Annotated in this window: 8 protein-coding genes and 3 pseudogenes; 8 read left to right on the top strand and 3 right to left on the bottom strand. The window is 70.6% G+C overall.

The features are described from left to right. The first annotated feature begins 73 nt into the window (after positions 1–73). The 4 genes from OG507_RS00600 (at position 74) to OG507_RS00585 (ending at position 8,507) form a co-directional block, all read left to right on the top strand. Entirely contained in the window at positions 74–6,589 is a 6,516-nt protein-coding gene (locus OG507_RS00600; RefSeq protein ID WP_327365122.1) for a polyketide synthase, read from the top strand. After that, positions 6,586–7,641, top strand: coding sequence for a ketoacyl-ACP synthase III family protein (locus tag OG507_RS00595; protein WP_327365121.1), 1,056 nt, complete (start codon positions 6,586–6,588; stop codon positions 7,639–7,641). Before OG507_RS00600 ends, OG507_RS00595 begins: the two co-directional genes overlap by 4 nt. A gap of 165 nt (positions 7,642–7,806) precedes the next feature. Next, positions 7,807–8,097, top strand: a complete 291-nt coding sequence (locus OG507_RS00590) for a transposase (protein ID WP_327365120.1) — start codon at positions 7,807–7,809, stop codon at positions 8,095–8,097. Next, positions 8,097–8,507, top strand: a complete 411-nt coding sequence (locus OG507_RS00585; RefSeq protein ID WP_327365119.1) for a hypothetical protein — start codon at positions 8,097–8,099, stop codon at positions 8,505–8,507. The genes OG507_RS00590 and OG507_RS00585 overlap by 1 nt, the downstream gene beginning before the upstream one ends. Here OG507_RS00585 and OG507_RS00580 read toward each other — a convergent pair. Continuing rightward, positions 8,486–9,877, bottom strand: a complete 1,392-nt coding sequence (locus OG507_RS00580; RefSeq protein ID WP_327365118.1) for an IS1380 family transposase — start codon at positions 9,875–9,877, stop codon at positions 8,486–8,488. The genes OG507_RS00585 and OG507_RS00580 overlap by 22 nt on opposite strands. 433 nt (positions 9,878–10,310) lie before the next feature. Then, positions 10,311–10,646 carry a hypothetical protein gene (locus OG507_RS00575; RefSeq protein WP_327365117.1) on the bottom strand — a complete coding sequence of 112 codons (336 nt, stop codon included), beginning with the start codon at positions 10,644–10,646 and terminating at the stop codon, positions 10,311–10,313. A gap of 371 nt (positions 10,647–11,017) precedes the next feature. On the opposite strand from OG507_RS00575, the gene tap reads away from it, so the two are divergent. Together tap and tpg are read left to right on the top strand one after the other, a co-directional pair. Further along, positions 11,018–13,243 carry a telomere-associated protein Tap gene (tap, locus tag OG507_RS00570; RefSeq protein WP_327365116.1) on the top strand — a complete coding sequence of 742 codons (2,226 nt, stop codon included), beginning with the start codon at positions 11,018–11,020 and terminating at the stop codon, positions 13,241–13,243. A 6-nt stretch (positions 13,244–13,249) separates the two neighbouring features. Further along, positions 13,250–13,807, top strand: coding sequence for a telomere-protecting terminal protein Tpg (gene tpg / locus OG507_RS00565; protein WP_327365115.1), 558 nt, complete (start codon positions 13,250–13,252; stop codon positions 13,805–13,807). 113 nt (positions 13,808–13,920) lie between these two features. Here the strand turns inward: tpg and OG507_RS00560 are convergent. Next, positions 13,921–14,226: pseudogene (locus OG507_RS00560) on the bottom strand (IS3 family transposase); the annotation flags it as partial. A gap of 33 nt (positions 14,227–14,259) precedes the next feature. Between OG507_RS00560 and OG507_RS00555 the strand changes: the two are divergent. After that, a pseudogene (locus tag OG507_RS00555) lies at positions 14,260–14,891 on the top strand (helix-turn-helix domain-containing protein); the annotation flags it as partial. Beyond that, a pseudogene (locus tag OG507_RS40270) lies at positions 14,883–17,255 on the top strand (Tn3 family transposase); the annotation flags it as partial. The pseudogenes OG507_RS00555 and OG507_RS40270, both read left to right, overlap by 9 nt. Between the last annotated feature and the right edge of the window lie 9 nt (positions 17,256–17,264).

The following is a 17,264-nucleotide window of genomic DNA, read 5'->3' as shown; positions in this document are numbered from 1 at the left end:
GCGGAAGCGGTCCAGCCAGCAGCACTCCCCGTGGTCTCACCAGAGCCACCCAGCCAGACATGAGGAACAGACCGTGCCCGTGCACGACAAGCCCCGCCGCACACCGGGGCGGGAGCCCGCCGAACCCATCGCCGTCATCGGCATGGCCGGCCGGTTCGCCGGCGCCGACACCGTCGACGAGATGTGGGCGCTCCTGCGCGACGGCACCGACGCGATCACCGAGATCCCCGCCGACCGCTACGACGTCGACGCGCTCTACGACCCCACCCCGCGTACGCCCGGCCGTACCGTCAGCCGATGGGGCGGATTCCTCAAGGGGGTCGCGGAGTTCGACGCCGAGTTCTTCGGCATCACTTCACGGGAGGCGAACAAAATGGACCCCCAGCAGCGTCTGCTGCTGGAAGTCGCCTACGAGGCCCTGGAGGACGCGGGCATCCCGCTGTCCGCACTGGCGGGCTCCGACACCGGCGTCTACATCGGCCAGATCAGCGACGACTACTGGCACGCTCAGCGTGCCGCACGTGACCACTACGACCTGTACGACATGACGGGAGGCGGCCTCCGCGCGCCCATGTCAGGGCGGCTGTCCTACGCCTTCGACCTACGAGGCCCCAGCATCACCGTCGATGCGGCGTGCTCCTCGGGACTGGTGGCAGTGCACCATGCCGTGCAGGCCCTCCGCCTCGGCGAATGCCGGCTGGCCATCGCGGGCGCGGCTGGTCTCGTTCTCCGGCCGGACGCAGGAGTCGCGTACTCCGGCGCGGGCATGCTCGCCAGGGACGGCCGTTGCAAGTTCGGCGACGCGTCCGCGGACGGTTTCGTCCGCAGCGAAGGCATCGGCAGCGTGATCCTCAAGCCCCTCTCCCAGGCGCTGGCCGACGGGAACCGGATCCGGGCGGTCCTGCGTGGCTCCGCGGTGGGCAACGACGGCCGGTCCGGCGGATACATGGTCGCCCCTGGGGTCAAGGGCCAGCGCGACGTACTTCTGCGTGCCTACACCGACGCAGGCGTGAACCCGGCCGACGTGGACTACGTGGAGGCGCACGGCACAGGGACCGCTGTCGGTGACCCGGTCGAACTCGAAGCGCTCGCCGAGGTCCTGGGCAAGGACCGGCCCGCCGATCGTCCCGTCCTCGTGGGCTCGGTCAAGACCAACATCGGGCACGCCGAGGCAGCGGCAGGAATCGCCGGCCTCATCAAAGCGGTGCTCTGCCTCGAAAAGCGCGTCGTCCCCCCGAGCCTGCACTTCAACGAGCCCCACCCGGCCGTGCCCTGGGCGACACTTCCGCTGACCGTCGCGACTCGGAACACGCCGCTGCCCGACGCAGCCCGGCCCGCTCTGGTGGGCGTCAACAGCTTCGGCATCTCCGGCACCAACGCCCACCTCGTCCTGGAGGAACACGTGCCCGCCCCGGAGCCCGTCGGGGGAAAGGCAACCGACCGCACGGAACTGCTTACCCTCTCCGCCGCGACACCCGAGGCGCTCACCGAACTCGCGGCGTCCTACGCACGATTCCTGACGGCCGGGAGCAGCCGTCCCCCGCGCCTGCGCGACATCTGCCACAGCGCTGCGCTGCACCGTTCCCACCTCGACGCCCGGCTGGCCCTTCCGGCCGCCTCCCGCGAGGAGGCCGCATTGGCGCTGACCGCTTTCGCGCAAGGCGACCCCGACCCCTCCCTGTCCTTCTCCGAGTACACCGATCCCGCACAGCGCCCCAGGGTCGCGTTCGTCTTCCCCGGTCAGGGGTCCCAATGGATCGGCATGGGACGAGAACTGCTCGACAGCGAAATGGTCTTCGCCCGCGCCATGCAGGCATGCGACGCCGCGATCCGCGCCGAGACCGGGTGGTCCGTCATCGAACTCCTGGGAGACGGTCCCGAGGACCGCTTCGCCGAACTCGACGTCATCCAGCCCGCGCTGTGGGCGATGGAGATCGCCCTGGCGGAGGTGTGGCGCTCCTGGGGCGTCGAACCCGACGTCGTCATCGGCCACAGCATGGGCGAATCGGCGGCGGCCTACATCGCGGGAGCCCTGAGCCTCGAGGACGCCGCGGCCGTCATCTGCCGCCGCAGCCGGATCGCCAGGCGCCTGGCGGGCCGTGGTGCCATGGCCGTGGTCGCCCTGCCCGCCGACGAGGCGGGCCGGGCCCTCGCGGGCCACGAGGACACCGTCTCCGTCGCGGCCGCCAACAGCCCGTCCTCGACGCTGCTCGCCGGAGACGTGGACGCCCTGGCCGAGGTCCTGGTGGGCCTCGACGCACGGGGGATACCCAACCGGCTCGTCAAGGTCGACTTCGCCTCGCACTCCCCGCACATGGACGTGGTCCGCGACGACCTGCTGGAGGCACTGAAGGACCTCGCCCCGCGCCGAGCGGTGATCCCGATCCACTCGACGCTCCTCGGTGAGGTCGTCGACGGCTCCGGCATGGACGCCGACTACTGGGCCAGGAACATCCGTGAGGCCGTCGACTTCATTGGCGCGGTGCGCCGCCAACTCGACGCCGAAGACACCGTGTTCATCGAGCTAAGCCCGCACCCGGTACTGATCAACGCCATCAAGGAGACCGGTCGCGCTGCAGGCCGCGACGACACCATCGCCGTCGGCTCCCTCCACCGCGACGAGGGCGAACGCTTCGCCCTGCTGACCGCGGCGGGGCGCCTGCACACCGCCGGGGTGCCGCTGGACCTCGCCGCCATCGTGGACGGCGGCCGGTACGTTCCGCTGCCCGGCTACGCCTGGCAGCGCACCCGGCACTGGCTGCCCGAGTCCGCCGTCGCTGCGAAGCCCGCGCGGCCCCGGCCGGAAACCGGGCCCGGCCACCCGCTCCTGGGAACCCGTACGACGACCGCCGGAGACACCCGCACGTGGGAGGGCCCCCTCGATCCGTGCCGCCACGCGTACTTGGCCGACCACCGGATCCAGGACACCGTCGTCGTGCCCGGCACCCTGTACCTGGAGCTGCTCACGGAAGCCACCTGGCAGATCCTCGGTGACGGACCGGTCGCACTGACCGACGTCCACTACCGGCAGGCCCTCTACCTCGACGGGAACGGCCCGGCCCCCACCCTGAGGGTGAGCGCCGTCCTCGGTTCGGAACGGGTCGCGTTCCAAGTCCACGGCAGATTCTCCGACGACGCCCCGTGGGTCCTGCACGCCGAAGCGATGGGTCGCACCCTTCACGAGCCGGAACACGGAACCCCGGTCGACCTGGCGGCCGTCCGGAACAGCCTCCCCACGCACCAGAGTGCCGCCGAGTTCTACGCCTACAACGCCGAACGCGGCAACCAGTGGAATGGTGCGTTCCGAGGCGTGGTGGAGCTGTGGCGCCGGGACGGCGAGGCTCTGGCACGCCTCGCGAGTCCCGAGGGGGTGCGCGCCGCCCTCGGCGACCACCACTTCCATCCCGCGCTGCTCGACGCCGGCTGCCATGGGATGGCGGCGGCCCGTCCGCGCACGGTGGCGGACCCGGAGGGCGTGTTCGTCTTCGGCGGGATCGACGAGTTCCGCACCTATCACCGGCCCGGGCATGAAGTCTTCAGCCACGTGCGCTTGGTGCCGACCACGCGCGGGGACTCGTTCGCCGCCGACATCCGCATGGCCGACGCCTCCGGACGGCTCCTGGCCGAGATACGCGGTGCGCGACTTCAGTACCTCGCCGGTCATGCCCCGGCCCTTGAGGAGGCCCCCGTGACCACTGCCCCCGCCCCTTCGGTCCCTGGAGACGACCTGGACGGCCTGCGGTACGAACTCCAGTGGAGGGCACAGCCACGCCCGGACGCCGTCGGCATGCCTTCCCAGCACGGAACTTGGCTGGTCTTCAGCGACAGCGGGCCCTGCGGACGGGCCGTGGCCAGAGGGCTCGCCGCCGAGGGCCAGGAGACCGTTGTCGTGACCGCCGCCGCGAGCTATCAGGCCGCCGGCGACCGGTTCCGCATCGACCCCGCCGACCCCGCGCATTACTCCGCGGTGCTGGACGACGTCGTAGAACGCGGCCCACTCCGTGGCATCGTGCACCTGTGGTCCCTGGACGCGGAAGCAGGACTCGACGCCACGGCAAAGGAGATCGACAGAGTCCAGCTGCTGGCCTGCGGCAGTGTCATCCACCTCGCGCAGGCCCTGGACGCCCGGGAACAGCCCGGCGATCCCGGGCTATGGTTGATCAGCCGCCATGCCCAGCGTGTCGCAGCCGACGACCGGCACGTAGCCCCCTTCCAGGCGCTGCTGTGGGGACTGGGACGCACTCTCTCCGCCGAGCACCCGGAACTGCGTACGCGCCTGGTCGACCTCGACCGCAACTCAAGGAGCGTCGACGCCCTGATCGCGGACCTCCTCGGACCCGACGACGAGGACCAGATCGCGTTGCGCGACGGCACGCGCCGCGTCGCCCGCCTGGTCATGCGTGAGAGGGCCACCGCAGGCACGGGGCCAGTGGCGGCCGTACGACTTTCCCTCCCACGACCGGGCACAGCCGCCGACCAGTGGCTGACCCCGTTCACGCTTCCCGTGCCCGACGCGGACGAGGTCGTCATCCGGGTCTCCCACGCCGCACTCGACCGCCCGGGCGTCCCACTGGCCACGGGCTGCTCCGGAACCGTGATCGCCGTGGGGGACGACGTGCGCGACGTGGCCGTCGGCGACCTGGTCATCGCCCTCGCCGAGAACGCGACGGCCTCGCACGCCGTCACCAAGGCGGTTCTGACGGCGCCGATGCCCACAGGTACCGCGCCCGCCGAGGCCGCCACACTGCCCCGGGCGTACCTGACGGCGTACCACGCGCTCCACGACGTCGCCCGCGTCGCAAAGGGCGACCGCGTGCTCGTCCATGCGGAGACCCCCGGAATCGGTCCTGCCGCGGTGAATGTGGCCCGATGGCTGGGAGCGGACGTCCACGTCACCGGCGCAAGCGCGGACGAGGGGCAGTGGCCGGCAGGGCGGGGCATCCGGCACGTCGCGGACTCCCGTACCTCCGCGGGCGGGGCCGGATTCGATGTCATCCTCAGCAACCGTACGGGCCGCGACCTGGGCGCCGGCCTCTCCTTGCTGGCACCCTACGGACACTACGTGGAGCTCACCGGGCCCGACAGCGCCGATGCCGCCCCCTTGGAGCGCACTCGCCTGGTGCCCAACATCTCCTTCCACGCGGTCGACATCGCCCACATGATCCGGCACCAGCCCCACCGAGCCGGTGCGGTGTTGCGGGCGACGGCCGACCTCGTCGGCAAGGGGGCGCTCTCCCCGCTGCCCCACCAGGAACTCAGTGCCGCCCAAGCCGGTCAGATCCTCAGGACGGAAAGCCCGCCAGGGCGGCGCACCGTTCAGACCGTCGCCTTCCCCGACGACGTGCTGCCCGCCGCACCGGGCCGCGGGAGGACCACGTCCCCCGGACCCGTGCGCGCCGTGGGCACCTACCTCATCACCGGTGGCGCAGGAGGCATCGGAGCACGCCTCGCGTCCTGGCTCGTCGACCAGGGAGCCCGCACCCTCCTCCTGACCGGCCGAACCCCGCTGCCCGCCCCGGCGACGGCCGCCCCCGACCACCCAGAGGTCGCACTGACGGTCCTGCTGCGGGATCTCGCGCTGCGAGGCGCCGACGTCGAGTACGCGGCCGTCGACGTGGCCGATCACCATGCGATGCGCGCGCTCCTCGCCGACAGGGCCCACAGGGGCAAGGCTCCGCTGCGCGGTGTGTTCCACGCGGCCGGGACCTACGACTCCGTCCCCGTGAGCGACACGACGGCGCGGCACCTCACCGCCCTCCTCAGGGCCAAGGTGTCAGGGGCCTGGAACCTCCACTGGCTGGTGCGCGACCTGCCCTTGGACATGTTCGTCCTGTTTTCCTCCGGCTCCTCGATCCTGTCGTCACCCCTCCTGGGCGGCTACGCGGCCGGAAACGCGTTCCTCGACGCCCTGGCCCACCACCGCCTCGCCTCCGGCGCCCCGGCCACCTCGGTCAACTGGGGCTACTGGGACAGCGTCGGCATGGTCGCCCGCCAGGAAGAGGAGAGCGGCCGGGGCCTCGTCCCACGGGGAATGGCCAGCTTCTCCCCCGACGAGGGACTCACCCTTCTGGGGCGCATCCTCGCCGAAGGCACCTCGCATTCCGTCGTCCTGCGCACCGACTGGCCATCATGGGCGCGTGTCCATCCGGACGCGGCACACGCCCCGCTGCTCGGCGAACTGACCCGGCGCGACACCCCGGCACGGCCACACGCCCCGGCGGCCACGGCGCGATCCGAGGCCCGCGCGGCCCGGCCGGTACAGCAGACGCGACAGACCGCGCCCGCTCCCGTCCCCGGGCCCCGAGCCGTGACGGATCCAGGGGTGGTCGAGGCACTGAAGAAGATCGCCGCCGCCATCCTGGGCCTGAAGGCGGAGCGCGTGGGCGCGAGCCGGCCGTTCAACAAGATGGGCATGGATTCGATGATGGCGGTCCAGCTCAGGAACGACATCGACCGGCACCTCAAGGTCAGACTGCCGATGGTCAAGATCCTCCGGGACAGCTCCGTCGATTCCCTGGCCCAGGCCATTGCCGACACCAAGGCGGCCACGCCGGCCGACCACGCGCCGGAAGGAGCGTCCTCGAAGTGAAGACCCCCGACCTGTACATCGCAGGGCTCGGCGTACACATCCCCGCCGTCCTCGACGCCGGGAGAGCAGTGGAACTGGGCTGGTACGACCCCGAGGACCACGAGTACCAAGGATGGACGGGAGCGGCCGTCGCCGGTGACACGCCGGCCCCGGACATGGCTGTGCGGGCAGCGCGCCAGGCCATCGAGCGCGCCGGTACCCACCCCCATGACCTCGCCCTCCACATCCACGCCGGCATGCACAAACAGGGGCCTGGAGCCTGGTCGGCCCAGCACTACGTCCTGCGCCATGTCACCGACCGGGACATCCCCTCCTACCAGGTCAGTCAGGGATGCAACGGACTGATCGGCTCGCTCGAACTCGCCGCCTGCCATCTCCTGGCCGTCCCCGAGCGCGCAGCGGCACTCGTCACGGGCTCCGACAACGTCAGCACCCCGCGTTTCAACCGCTGGGCGTCCCTGGAGAACGGCGTCATCGCCGACGGAGCCAGCGCCGTCGTGCTCACCAAGGAGCCGAGTTTCGCCAGGCTCCTGTCGATCAACAGCGGATCCACGGCCGAGGTCGAAGAGCGCTTCCGCGACGAGGAGTTCCCTCCTGTGACGGACGTGGACGCCGAGGACCGGCAGGCGACGGCCGCACCCTTGGACGAGGCGATCTCCAAAGCCGTGGGGCGCCAAGGGGAACTACGGACGGAACTCGCTCTGCGGACGATGGCCGAGGCCGACCTCGACGCCGGCGACATCACCCGCGTGGCGCACATCTTCACCGGCCGGGAGGGCTACCTCAAGGGGATCCTCGACCCCATGGGCCTCCGCACCGAGCAGGGGCTGCTCGAATTCGGCCGGGGGCTGGGGCACATGACGGTCAATGACCAGATCGTGGGCCTCAACCACCTCGTCGAAACGCGGGAAGTCGGCGCGGGCGACCATGTGCTGATCGTGGCACACGGGGGCGGGGTCTCGATCACTTGCGCCGTCGTTCGCATCGAGCACCTGCCGACCTGGGCCGTGGGGCATGCCTCGGCCACGGCAGCTGGGGGCCGCCGGGGATAGGAGCGCCTACACCTCGATCTGCGAACCCATGATGACCGTGCGGTCACGGGGGAGGCCGAAGTATTCGGCGGCATCGGCGGTGATGTAGGAGGTGGTGTGGTGCCTCGAAGTTCCCGGACAGGGACCCAATAGGATTGCCCTGAACAGGAAACGAGGAAGCACGAAGTGGCGCCACCCAGCAAATATTCACCGGAGTTCCGCGAGGAAGCCGTCCAGATCGCACTCCGGTCCAGCAAGACCATCTCCGAGACGGCTCGCGATCTTGAGCTGAATCCGGAGACGCGCCGGGGCTGGGTGAAGAAGCATCAGAAACAGCATGAGCCGTCTGCCGATGCAGACCTGACGGTGAGCGAGCGGGCCCGTCTGAAGGAGCTCGAACGCCGTATTCGGGAAGTCGAGATGGAGAACGTCTTCCTGAAAAAATGCGCGGCGTACTTCGCGAGGGATCCCCGGTAGTGAGCAAGTACGAGTTCATCGACGAGATGCGACTCGACACGGTGGAGTACGCGTACAGCGTCGAGTACATGTGCAATCGCCTCGACGTGTCCAGATCCGGCTACTACGAATGGCGCGGCCGCCCGGATTCCGCGACGGCCCAGCGGCGCGATGAATTGAAACTGCTCATCAAGAAGGCATTCGAGGACTCAGCCCGGATCCACCGGCTGATGTTTCCGAGGTCCGATTTCTCGCCGAGGGCTGATGGTGGTGTGGGGCTTGGGTTCGAGGGCGGGCGGCGCCCGCCGCGCTCGGGTCGCGGCCTGTCCGAGGTGTTTTGCGAGTCGGGGCTGGGGCGGTGGTGCCGGTGGCCGGTGCGGCCGTCAGGGTGCGGTGTCGATGGAGGCCGTCAGGGTGTCGACGGTGGGTGATGGACGGCCTCGAACAAGTCCTGGTAGGCGGCCTGCCAGGGCCAGTTGGCGGGCAGGTGGGCGGTCAGCTTGGTCCTCGCGGTGCGGGCGAGTCGGGCGGGGACGTGGATCAGGTGGGCGCGGAGTGTGGCGGTGGTGGCCTTGGCGTGGAAGGCCGAGGCCAGGGCGCCGGCGGCCCGCAGCAGGTTGTGCGACATGGCCCACAGGATCAGCCAGGCGGCGTTCGCCTGGAAGTTTCCCGAGGGCAGGTGGGCGAGCGCGGAGGACTTCCCGTCCGCGATTGCCTGTTCCACGACAGCGTGTTGCCGGTGGTGCAGTTCGGCCTGAAGCATGCCGAAGGGGCTGTTGGTGAAGATGGGATGGTAGCGCCAGGAGTCGAACAACTCGCCCTGCCCGGTGGCTGCTTGCGGGTTCAGGCGTCGCACCCGTCGCACGATCAGACGGGCGGTGACCTGCTCGGCCTTCTTGCGTCCGGTGAACGCGGTGTACTCGGTCTCGGCGACCTCGGCGTCGGAGACCATCTCGCCGGTGTCGGGATCCACGAACGCCTCGGGGTAGCGGATCGGGATCCAGGCGTCCTCGGTGATGCGGCCGATCGCGGCGGCGATGGAGGGGTTCATGCCCGTGGTGAGGGAGAAGTGGGCACCGGACCTGTGGCAGGCGGCGGCCACATCGGCGGTGTAGAACTTGCTGTCCGCCCGCACCATCCGGATTCCGGTTCCGCCCGCGTCCTTCGCGATGGCCAGGGCCTGGGCGACGAAGCTTTTCGCGCCGCGGACGTCGGCGGCCTTGCCGCGGCGCAGGCGGACCGCACCGATCACCGGCCGGGCGAGCGGGGTGGACAGGGTGGCCATGATCGGGTGCAGGGTGCGCTGCCCCTTCAGGCGCCCGTGCTCGGCGCCTTGCTTGGCCCGTCCGTAGACCCGGCGGTGGGTGGGGTCGATGTCGATGAACATCAGCTGCCCGGCGCCGGGCAGCAGCGGGGTACGGGTCGCGAGGCGGGCCAGGAATTCCCGGTGCACACGGTGGAGTTGCCGGTTGTGGCCGTGGGTGAAGGAGCGCAGGAAGGTGCCCAGCGTGGACGGGGCGCGTATCCCGGCGAAGGCCCGGTCCATTGCGCCGTGCCGCAGCCGGTCGGCATCATCGATGGAGTCGGCCCCCGAGCACATCGCGCCCAGCAGCGACAGCACCTTGGCCGCCGGATGGGCGCCGCCGCTGTTGTCGGCCGCCTCGATGCGGACCTGGGCGGCCAGACCGGGCAGGCCGACCCGTTCGGCGAGCGCGATCAGCGGAAGCAGCCCCGCATCCGCGATCAGATTCGGCTCGTCGAAGAGTGCGGAGACATGGACGGCGGCATGGGAAGATTGCATCTCGGAAGAGCCTTGTCATCGTGCGTGCTGGAAGCCTCAAGAACTCCCATCATCGCAGGTCACAAGGCTCTTCCTCGTTCCCGGAGAAGTTGTCCACAGAGGTCAGCCGGTGGATCCGGGCTCAGTCACTGGCCATCTGCGGAGTCCAGGCACGGCTGCCTGACTGATGGCTCAACTGGTGGCTCTGCAGGGTGCGTAATGGGTTGCTTGGCGGGTTGCTCAACGGGTTGTCAGCGGTGAATTCGTCGAGGTGTTCCACCGCAGGTCAGCGAGTGTGGGTCGGCGGACGGTGCTGCCGACACCTCTTCCCTTTTGAGGGAAGAGCGTCTCTTCTTTTCCCCTCTCCCCGGGCTGGGGTGCGGCCTGCTCCGGGGCGGTGCGGACGCGCTGGGGACCGGGCCGCGTTCACCGGTGCTGCGCGTCGGCGAGGCCGTCACGCCCACCGACAGAGCGGCTGTGAGTGGGCGTGTCGGTGGCATTGGGCGGGTGTCGGCAGCGTGAAGACGAGGTACCGGTCGAAGCGGTCCTGGCTGCCGATCCCGCGTCGGCGCGCCGTGGCACGGGGGTCGCCGCCGTTGCCGACGGCCTGCTGGACTGCCGGGAACAGCAGCCCGAGCAGCCCGAGCAGCCTGTCGGTGTTGTCCTGGGCAACACCGGCCTGGCGTAGGCGTTCCTTCCATCGCTCGGCACGTTCACCGGGGCTGGAGTCGCGCTGCAGCGCCGGGTCGATGCCGGTGCCGGTCAGTTCGGCGCGGTGCCGTCCCGGCATCCGGCAGGCGCCGGGCTCGCTGGTCCGCAGGAAGGTGACGATCAGGAAGCCGACGATGTCGACCTCCCCGGCCAGCGAGCAGGGCGTCGCGCCGGCATGCCGCCCCCGGGCGTTCTGCCATCGCGATGGCCGCCGCTCGGCGGGTCGCCTGCTCTCCCAGGTCTCTCACACCAAGCCGCTTCGCCCGGCCAGTTCAGGCATAGCCATGACACCACCACGGACCCTCGGCCAGTGAGCCTGCAACAGCCCGAGCCCGGGGGCGCCTTTTCCGGAAGCAACCGTGAACCCCCAACCGTCGTTTACGGTATCCGTACGTGGTTGGTACGCGATACGTGCGCTTCACGCTAGGGTTGCGGGACAGGAGGTGTTGCATGTCTGAGCTGTTCGATGCGGTCGACGCGCTGGTTGCGTCCCGCTCCCCGCTGCCGCCCCCGGCAAAACGCAAGCGGCTGCGCCAGGCGCACGGCCTGACGCTGGACGAGGTGGCCGCCGCACTGCAGGTGCGGCGCGCGACGGTCAGCGGCTGGGAGGCCGGCAAGACCGAGCCGCGGCCGCCGGAGCGCGATGCATACGCCCGCATGCTCAAGCAGCTCGCCCAGCTCTACCCTGCCACCACCCCAGTGCCCCCTGAGGACACGGCGGTTCCCGAGACGCCTGCCGTCCCAGCCGCTCCTGCGCCAAAGGCAGTTGAACCGGCCCAAGCCCGCACCGAACCAACGGGCCCGGATGCGGAACCTGCCAACACCGCACTCCGCCCCACAGCCCCTGCCGCTGTACCGCGCCCGGCGGCCACGACCAGGCCGACGTCGCGCCGTCCGGCCGCGAAGAAGGCCGCCCCCGCCGGCACCCCGGCGGGCGGCGCCGACCCGCGTTTCGAGAACGGTCCGCTCGCCATCGTCGACGTCGGCGCGGATGGTCAGGTACTGGCGTACTGCGTCGGCGGCCTGGTCCTGGACGTACCGGCGAAGTCGATCCCGGCCCTGGTGGAGTGGACGCTCGGCGAAGGGCGGCTCGGCCAGCCGAAGTTGTCCGGGCCGGGCAAGGACGCCGACCCGCTGCTCGTGCTGACCGAGGCCGCGTGCGAGCACTACGGCCTGCCCGTCACGCTCACACAGCAGGAGCGCCTGGCCGGCCGGATCCCGGAGGGCCACAAGGTCATCAAGCAGCTGACGCGCGCCAACTGGCAGCTGACCAAGCGCGGCTTCGGGCCGTGGGCGCGGATCTACCGCCCCGCCACGGGTTCGGAGCGGGCATGCGTGCAGTTGTGCATCCCGTCCTGGCAGGCGCTCGACCCCCGGCACTGGGCCGGCACGGGGCAGCTGCCACCGGCGGACCTGGCCCGGCTGCTGGGCACGTATGCGGCCCGCGTGATGACGCCGCGCGGCTCCACCGCCGTGACCGGCCTGGAGCTGATGACCGCCCTGCACCCGCCGACCCGCGCCTCCGAACCGGATGCGACGGGCAAGCGGCACTCCGAGCACAACCCCGGCTCGCTGGGGAAGGATCCGGTGGACTGCGCGCCGTGCGAGGCCCCGGACGGGCACCCGCTGCTCGCCGACCTGCCGCGTTTCCACCGCCGCACTCCGGCGGAGGTTCTGGTGGAGGAGGCGTACGACTGGGCGCGCCCGCTCACCGACGCCGAATGCCTTCGCCCCCATCTGGTGGGCATCGACGTGAACATGGCCTTCGCCGCCGGCGCGAACGGCCTCACGGTCGGCCTGGGCGCGCCGGTGCACGTCAAGAACCCCGTCTTCGATCCGAAACTGCCCGGCTCCTGGCTGGTCGACCTGAGCCACGTCGACCTGTCCCGCGTGAAGGTGGCCAAGGACAAGTGGGCGGAGCTGGACGCCGGGCTGCTGCCCAGCCCGTTCACGCCGAAGGGCGAGCGCCCGGAGGGGCCGGCCTGGTACGCGACGCCGACGGTGGCGTACGCGGTGGAGCTCGGCTACGACGTGCGCCCGGCCGAGGCGTACGTCCGCCACGACAACGGCCGCTACCTGGACGCCTGGTACAACCGGCTGCGCGATGCCTATCTGGCCACGATGGCCGACCTCGGGGTGGGCGCCGACCTGTCGCCGGAGGAGTTCCTGAAGGCGATGGACGGCTACCGGCAGCGCGACCCCGAGCTGGCGATCGTGGTGTCCGCGGTCAAGGCGACCGTGAAGGGCGGCATCGGCAAGCTGCGCGAGCGTCCGCGCGGGGAGGGCTGGAAGCCCGGGCAGCCGTGGCGGGCCCTTGCACGGCCCACCTGGCGCCCGGACATCCGCGCCGCCGTCATCTCCCGCACGCGGATCAACATGCACCGAAAGATCGTCAAGCACGCCGCCTTCACCGGGCAGTACCCGGTCGCGGTCCTCTCGGACTGCGCCGTGTACGCGTCCGAGGGGCCCTCCCCGCTGGACTTCCTGCCCTACCGGGACGGCAAGCCACTGCCCGGCGGCTTCAAACTCGGCGTGAACCCGGGTCTGGTGAAGTGGGAGGGCACCCAGAGCGTGCTGTGGGGCGAGGGTGTCCGCGAGCAGTTCAACGCCCCGGAGCTCAACCTCGCCCGGTACATCAAGGACGGCACCGTCACCGACATCGACAACGGGGAGTAGACCGCGATGAGTATGTTCGGGGACGGCCTGGACGCCGCGGTGCACAAGGCGTTCACCCGCCCGGCGCCCAAGAGCGCGCCCGCGCAGATGCGGTACCTGGTCAAGCAGCTCAAGAGCACCAGGGCGGTCGCCCAGATGCTGCGTATCTCCCAGCGCACCGTCGAACGGTACGTCAAGGACCAGATCAAAAAGCCCCGCCCGGACCTCGCCGCCCGCCTGGAGCGTGAGGTGAAGAAGCGGTGGCAGCCGCAGATCCGGGCCAAGGCGCGGCAGAAGGCGGCGACGACCGGAGGCATCGTCATCGACACCCGTGCCCGGATCGGCTACACCGCGCCGATCGGGACAACAGACGAGGACCGCCTCCGGCACCTGACGGTCGCACTGCCACCCCGCTACGCCGCCCGCCTCTTCGACGGCCAGGAGCAGGGCGCCACCGACCAGCAGCTCCAGCAGATCGCCGCCGAAGCACTCAAGGAGGCGTACTTCCAGGACAACGGCCGCCGCGCGGGCCAGCTGGAGGAGGTCCGCTTCACCGACATCGAGCACCTCGAGTTCGACCTGTAGATCCTGAACAGCTGTGAGTCCCGTCGATCGCGTTGTGACTGAGCATGCGAGTTGGCGGGTTGAGCGGCCGAACTGGCGGATGGGTCTGCTGCAGGTTTGGGTGACAGGTTCGGTCACGCGGCCTGGAGGGCCGGTGTGGTCATGACGGTCTCGAATTCGACGGGGGTCAGCCGGCCGAGCGAGGCTTGTCTGCGGCGCCGGTGGTAGGTCCTCTCGATCCAGGTCACGATCGCGATCCGCAGTTCCTCACGGGTGGCCCACGCCCGACGGTCGAGGACGTTCTTCTGCAGCAGGCCGAAGAAGGACACCATGGCCGCGTTGCCGCCTGCCGCCCCGACTTTCCCTGTCGAGCCGACGATCCGGTGCCGGTCGAGCGCCCGGACGAACTTCCGTGACCGGAACTGGGTGGATTCAACTGATCGTCGCAACACCTCGTAGTCGGAGGCGGAGCGATGGGTGTTGGTCCGCAGCAGCGCAAGGCTCGTGAGTACCGGGGGCAGATGCCCTCGCCGGGCCGGCCGGCGGTCGCATGGCGGGAGGATCGTGTCCGGTTCTGGGCTGCGATCGCCCGGGGCTTCGATATGACGAAGCTGCGGCTGTGGCCGGTGTGTCGCCCCTGGTTGCAACCCGGTGGTTTCGCCACGCTGGCGGCGTGAATCCGAACCTTGCACCGACCGTGTCGGGGCGCTATCTGTCGCACTCGGAGCGCGAGGACATCGCCGTATGGCGGGCTCAAAACCTCGGGGTCCGCGAGATCGCGCGCCGGCTCGGCCGGTCGCCGTCGACGATCTCGCGGGAGATCCGCCGAAACGCCTCAACGCGCACCTGCCGCCTCGAATATCGGGCGTCCACCGCGCAGTGGCATGCCGAACGGCGGGCCCGGCGGCCAAAGGTGGCGAAGCTGGTGGCGAACCGGCAGCTGTGTGCCTACGTGCAAGACCGGCTCGCCGGGGTGATCCAGGCTCCGGACGGGACCCCGGTGCCGGGACCGGTCACCCCGCAGTGGAAGGGGCGTAACAAGCCCCGCCGACAAGACCGGCGGTGGGCGACGGCCTGGAGTCCGCAGCAGATCGCGAACCGGCTGTCCACGCTGGCTCGGTACGGGCAGCGAGCAAGGCGCAGACGATCGAGCGGGCGCCAGAGCCCCGGCGGACCGCGCTGCTGACGGCGGTGGTGCGCCAGATGGAGGCGCAGGCGGTCGACGACGCGCTGAACCTGTTCGCGGTGCTGATGGCGAACCGGCTGACCAGCCCGGCGCGGCGGGCGTCGGAGCGGGAGCGCCTGGCGATGCTGCCGCAGTTGGAGAAGGCCGCGCGCATCCTGGCGAAGGCGTCGAAGATCCTCACCGAGGAGCTGGACCTGGTCGCCGAGCACGAGGCGGACTTGGACGTGGCCGCGCTGTGGGCGGCGGTGGAGGAGGCCGTGCCGCGTACGGCGGTGGCCGGGGCGGTCACGACCGTCGAGGCCCTGGTGCCGGAGGACGACGGGTCGGCCGAGGCGGCGATGCGGGAGAAGCTGGCCCTGCGCTACAACACTGTGCGCCCGTTTCTGGCCCTGCTGGGCGAGTCGGACGCGCTGGGCGCGGCCCCGGCCGGGCGGTGCCTGTTGCAGGCGGTGCGCCGCCTGCCTGGGCTCTCGCGCCGGAGGGTCAAGGACCGGCCGCTGCTGCCGCGTGAGGTCGATGCCGAGCTGGTGCCCGCCATGTGGAAGCGGGCGGTGTTCTCGAACACCAAGCTGCCCCAGGGGCGGTCGACCGGGACGCGTACGTGGTGTGCGTGCTGGAGCAGCTGCACCGCGCGCTGAACCGGCGCGACGTGTTCGCCGCCCCCTCGAACCGGTGGGCCGACCCGCGGGCGCGGTTGCTGGACGGCGCGCGGTGGGAGGCGATGCGGGCGGACGTGCTGGCGGGCCTGTCCCTGACTGAGGACGCCGGCGAGTACCTGACCCAGCTCACCCGCGGGCTGGACGCGGCGTGGCGGCAGATGGCCGACCGCCTGGAGGAAGCCGCGACGATGCGAAGGTGGAGATCGTCGTCCCCGAGGGCGGCGGCCGGGCCCACCTTTCGGTGGACAAGCTCGGCGCGGTGGGCGAACCGGGGTTCCTGACCCGGCTGAAGGCCACCACGGAGGCCATGCTCCCCAGGATCGACCTGCCGGACCTGCTGTTCGAGGTCCACTCCTGGACCGCGTTCCTCGACTCCTTCGGGCACGTCTCCGACCGGCGCACCCGCATGGAGGGCCTGCTCGTCTCTCTGGTCGCCCTGCTCGTCTCGCAGAGCTGCAACATCGGCCTGCCCCCGGTCATCGACCCGGAGAACAAGGCCCTGACCCGCTCGCGCCTGTCCCACGTCGACCAGAACTACGTGCGCGCCGATACCATCGCCGCGGCGAACGCCACACTCATCACCGCCCAGTCGCAAATCGAGCTGGCCCAGATGTGGGGCGGTGGCCTGCTCGCCTCCGTCGACGGCCTGCGTTTCGTCGTCCCCGTCAAGAGCATCAACACCGGCCCCTCACCCAAGTACTACGGCTACAAACGCGGCGTGACCTGGCTAAATGCCGTCAACGACCGGGTCGCCGGGATCGGGGCCATGGTCGTGCGCGGCACCCCGCGCGACAGCCTCTGCACCCTGGACACGCTGCTGAACCTGGACGGCGGGGTGAAGCCGGAGATGGTGGCGACCGGCAACGCCTCGTACTCCGACATGGCCTTCGGCCTGTACAAGATGCTCGGCTTCCGCTTCGCCCCGCGCTTCCGCGACTTGGCCGATCAGCGGTTCTGGCGGGCCGACCTGTCCGACGATGGCGGGGAGCCGGCCGCCGGGTACGGGCCGCTGGAGGCCGTAGCCTGCAACAAGGTCAACCTCAAGCGCATCGAGACGCAGTGGCCGGACATGCTCCGGGTCGCCGGGTCGCTCATCACCAACCAGGTCCGGGCCTACGACCTGCTGCGGATGTTCGGCCGCGAGGGCCACCCCACCCCGCTGGGGGCGGCGTTCGCCGAGTACGGGCGGATCGACAAGACCATGCACCTGCTCGCCCTGGTCGACCCGATGGACGACACCTACCGGCGGCTGATGAACCGGCAGCTCACCGTGCAGGAGTCCCGCCACCGGCTCGCCCGCGCGATCTGCCACGGCGGCCGGGGCCAGATCCGCCAGGCGTACCGCGAGGGCCAGGAAGACCAGTTCCAGCTCGCCGCCCTCGGTCTGGTCCTCAATGCCGTGGTGCTGTGGAACACCCGCTATCTGGACGCCGCCGTGGCCCGGCTCCGCGCGGCGGGCCACGACATCAAGGACGAGGACGTGGCCCGCCTCTCCCCGCTCAAGGACCGGCACATCAACTTCCTGGGCCGCTACCTGTTCAACATCAAGGCCAGCGGACCCGGCCAGGGCCTGCGGCCCTTCGGCGACCCCGATGCCATCGAGGACGAAGGGGAAGACGGCTGAGGGCCGGCG

It is taken from the genome of Streptomyces sp. NBC_01217 (genome assembly GCF_035994185.1).
Classification (GTDB): Bacteria; Actinomycetota; Actinomycetes; order Streptomycetales; family Streptomycetaceae; genus Streptomyces.
Note: the sequence above shows the minus strand (reverse complement) of the source record. Positions and strands in the feature narration are given on the sequence as shown.